The sequence below is a fragment of the Shewanella fidelis ATCC BAA-318 genome (assembly GCF_000518605.1).
GTDB classification, from domain to species: Bacteria; Pseudomonadota; Gammaproteobacteria; order Enterobacterales; family Shewanellaceae; genus Shewanella; species Shewanella fidelis.
Genome location: NZ_JADX01000032.1, coordinates 1 through 3,677 on the forward strand (window position 1 = coordinate 1; position 3,677 = coordinate 3,677).

3 protein-coding genes and 2 tRNA genes are annotated in these 3,677 nt (G+C 42.0%); 4 read left to right on the forward strand and 1 reads right to left on the reverse strand.

The window, feature by feature from the left end:
• Nucleotides 1–316: 316 nt before the first annotated feature.
• Together murB and birA are read left to right on the forward strand one after the other, a co-directional pair.
• Nucleotides 317–1,342, forward strand: a complete 1,026-nt coding sequence (gene murB, locus L884_RS0113490) for a UDP-N-acetylmuramate dehydrogenase (RefSeq protein ID WP_028767994.1) — start codon at nt 317–319, stop codon at nt 1,340–1,342.
• Between the two features lie 4 nt (nt 1,343–1,346).
• Nucleotides 1,347–2,309: a bifunctional biotin--[acetyl-CoA-carboxylase] ligase/biotin operon repressor BirA gene (gene birA / locus L884_RS0113495; protein WP_028767995.1), complete on the forward strand. Its 963-nt coding sequence runs from the start codon at nt 1,347–1,349 to the stop codon at nt 2,307–2,309.
• A gap of 14 nt (nt 2,310–2,323) precedes the next feature.
• On the opposite strand, the gene coaA is transcribed toward birA, so the two are convergent.
• On the reverse strand, nt 2,324–3,274 hold the full coding sequence (coaA, locus tag L884_RS0113500; protein WP_028767996.1) for a type I pantothenate kinase: 951 nt from the start codon (nt 3,272–3,274) through the stop codon (nt 2,324–2,326).
• A gap of 234 nt (nt 3,275–3,508) precedes the next feature.
• Between coaA and L884_RS0113505 the strand changes: the two genes are divergently transcribed.
• Both L884_RS0113505 and L884_RS0113510 read left to right on the forward strand, forming a co-directional pair.
• Nucleotides 3,509–3,584: transfer RNA gene (locus L884_RS0113505), tRNA-Thr, on the forward strand.
• A gap of 7 nt (nt 3,585–3,591) precedes the next feature.
• Nucleotides 3,592–3,676: transfer RNA gene (locus L884_RS0113510), tRNA-Tyr, on the forward strand.
• The last annotated feature ends 1 nt before the right edge of the window (nt 3,677 follow it).

Consider the following 3,677-nt stretch of genomic DNA (forward strand, 5'->3'; position numbering starts at 1 on the left):
TATTTATTAATCTAATCGTGACGTCGCGGACTTTTACAAAAAATAGTCCGCCCCAGCTACGCTGCACTTCGCGTTCGTAAGCTCACAGCTATCGCTGTACTCACCCACAAACATTAAGATAAGCCCTGCTAGCAATAGCAGGGCTTTTTCGTATCTGTGATTTGGTAAAAACGATTAATATTAGCCACATAATCGTATTTATAATGAGCTCTATGCTCGTTTTCTATCTATTTAAAGCTTAACGTTAATTTGCTCGACACTTCTTCGATATGCTTCTTTAGGCTACAATAGCTCTTTTCTTCCAAATGATATTCAAATGCCAAGCAGTCCATTTCACTCTCTTAAAGACTTCAATACGTTCGGATTAGCGCAAGGCTGTCTGCAATTGGTTCGAACCAACACATTAGATTTGCTGATTGATACCTGTTGTAAACTCTATCAGACACAATTACCTATGCTGATCTTGGGTGGAGGTAGCAACATAGTTCTATGCGAAGACTTTCTGGGTACTGTGGTGTTGGTAGAAACTAAGGGTGTTGATATTTCAGAGGATGAAAACAATCATTATTTGAGTGTTGCCGCTGGTGAGAATTGGCATGATTTAGTTTGCTTCTGTTTACAGAAGGGGATTGCTGGTTTAGAAAATATGGCATTGATCCCTGGCACTGTTGGCGCTGCTCCAATTCAAAATATTGGTGCTTATGGTGTTGAACTAGAGCAGTTTTGTGATTGGGTTGATTACCTTGATTTAGATAGTGGCAAACAAATTCGTTTACCAGCGGATCAATGTAAGTTTGCTTACCGTGATTCGGTCTTTAAAAATGAATTACTGGGAACAGCGGTGATCACACGAGTAGGCTTTAAACTATCAAAAGTATGGCAACCTCAATTAGGTTATGGTCCGTTAAGAGAGTTTGATGCTAAACAGGTGACACCAAAGCAAGTATTTGATTGTATTTGTGCTACTCGCATTGCCAAACTGCCCGATCCAGCCGTATATGGTAATGCTGGTAGTTTCTTTAAAAACCCTGTAATTGAAAGTGCCCAATTTGACAGTCTCACAACTGTTTATCCCGACATTGTTGGTTACCCTCATGGAGTCGATCAGATAAAGGTCGCTGCTGGCTGGCTAATTGATAAAGCTGGATTGAAGGGGTATCAAATTGGTGGTGCGGCTGTGCATACAGAGCAAGCTTTGGTGTTAATTAATAAAGGTAATGCAACCAGCGATGATGTTTTAGCATTAGCTAAGTCAATTGTTGAAAAGATTGAAGTGAAATTTGGCATCACTTTGGAAGCAGAACCTAGAATGATCACTGCAACTGGAGAAAGGAGTTTATAGCATTATGGCTGAGCAATGGATCCGTAAACGGGAAATTTTATCACAGCTTGCAGCTGGTTCATTTGTTTCAGGTGAAGCGTTAGCTGCTTTACTTGGGGTTTCGCGGACTGCGGTTGCAAATCATATTGCAGGTTTAGAAGAGTATGGTGTCGATATATATAGCGTTAAGGGTAAAGGCTATCGTTTAAATGGGCCGATTTCATTAGTTGACGAGACTAAATTAAAGCAGCAAATTGCCAATAGATGTTTCTACTTTGATGAGATCCCAAGTACCAATGCGTTTATTTTGAAGCATGCAGAAGAGCTAGTCTCAGGTGATATTTGCGTCTCAGAGTATCAGTCTGCTGGGCGTGGACGTCGAGGTCGAGTATGGGTGTCGCCTTATGGTTGCCATCTGTATTTCTCAATGTTTTGGCAATTTCCGCAAGGAATGGCTCAAGCTATGGGGTTAAGTCTTGTAGTTGCTTGTTCTATAGTTTCGGTACTTAAACAATTAGGTGTTAAAGACGTTGGCGTGAAATGGCCCAATGATATTTACCTAGAAAATAGAAAGCTAGCTGGCGTGTTAATCGAAATGAATGGCCAAACTGATAGTGAGTGTAATTTAGTCATAGGAATTGGCTTAAACATGGCCATGAGTGAGCAGCATGCAGCGATGATCGATCAGCCTTGGAGTGATCTTGTCGGCCAAGACGCTATGCCGGATAAAACTGAATTACTTGTGTTATTGCAAAAACAGTTACAGCGAGACTTAAGTGTGTTCCAAGGCTCTGGTTTAAGTGCTTTTTCTCAACAATGGCGTGATGCGGATCTATTTGATGGTAGACAAGTTAAGTTACTCATGGGGCAAGAAGAGGTGCTCGGTGTATGTAGGGGAGTTGATGAGCAGGGAGCTATTTTGCTGGAAACCGATGCTGGGTTGCAAAGTTTTATAGGAGGAGAGATCAGCCTACGTAAAGCAGACTGATCTTGGCATAACCCTTATTTACGTAATAGGACTTGATCCATCATGTGGTCAGGTCCTTTTTGTAAGATCAGATGCGCCCTTTCCCGTGTAGGCAATATGTTTAAGGTTAAATTTGGTCCATTAATTGTGTCCCAAATATTGGCCGCGGTAGCAGTTGCTTCTTCATCATTAAATTTCGAGTAGTGATGGAAATAGGAATTCTCGTCACTGAAGGCCCCACTTCTAAATTGTAAAAAGCGATCTATATACCACCGCTTTAATAGGGTTTCGTTAGCGTCGACATAGATAGAGAAATCTACAAAATCAGAGACAAAGGGGCGCTGGATATCAACGGGAAGATCTTGCCCTGTTTGTAAAACGTTTAACCCTTCAATAATAAGAATATCAGGTTGACGAACCCATTGTTGCTGATCGGCTATTCTGTCATAGGTTATGTGTGAGTATATTGGCGCACTGACTTCAGCTTCGCCTGCTTTGATCGAAGATATAAACTCGACTAAGGCTTTCATATCATAACTTTCTGGGAACCCTTTCCGTTGCAATAAGCCCCGACGTTTTAACTCTGCTAACGGGTACAAAAAGCCATCTGTAGTGATTAGATCAACTTTCGGGTGTTCTGGCCAGTGACTCAACAAAGCTTGCAAGATACGTGCGGTGGTGCTTTTGCCCACGGCAACACTGCCTGCAATGCTAATGATATAGGGGCGCTTTGCCGGAACATGACCAAGAAATTTATTTAATGCTAGGCCGCGCTGCTGTTTAGCTCCGACATTAAGGTTAAGTAAACGGCTAAGAGGTAAATAGATGTCGGTTACTTCCGACAAAGATATTTTCTCGTTGATACCTCGCAAGTTAGCTAAATCAGTTTCACTTAACGTTAATGGTACTGACTCTCTTAGTCCTGCCCACTGAGAGCGTTGAAATGCTAAGTAAAGCGCGTTATGAATTTGGTTAGATTGGGACATTGCGAAGTTCTCCGTTCAGGAGGGCACATTACACTATGAAATTATTATGAACAACTGCAATAAGAGCTCGGCCGATTGCTTTGATGGTTAAAGAGTCTTAAAAGCCATAAAAGTATACTAAAAATGCCTCTCAAGCGTAAAAAAGCACCATTCAACGGCTTTTTTTCATTTATTTTCACTTTTGCTCTTGCACTTATGCGCACATTTCCATAATATCCGCTACCGAAATGACACGCCGGCATAGCTCAGTTGGTAGAGCAACTGACTTGTAATCAGTAGGTCCCGAGTTCGACTCTTGGTGCCGGCACCATTTCTCTGGAGGGGTTCCCGAGTGGCCAAAGGGATCAGACTGTAAATCTGACGGCTCAGCCTTCGAAGGTTCGAATCCTTCTCCCTCCACCAT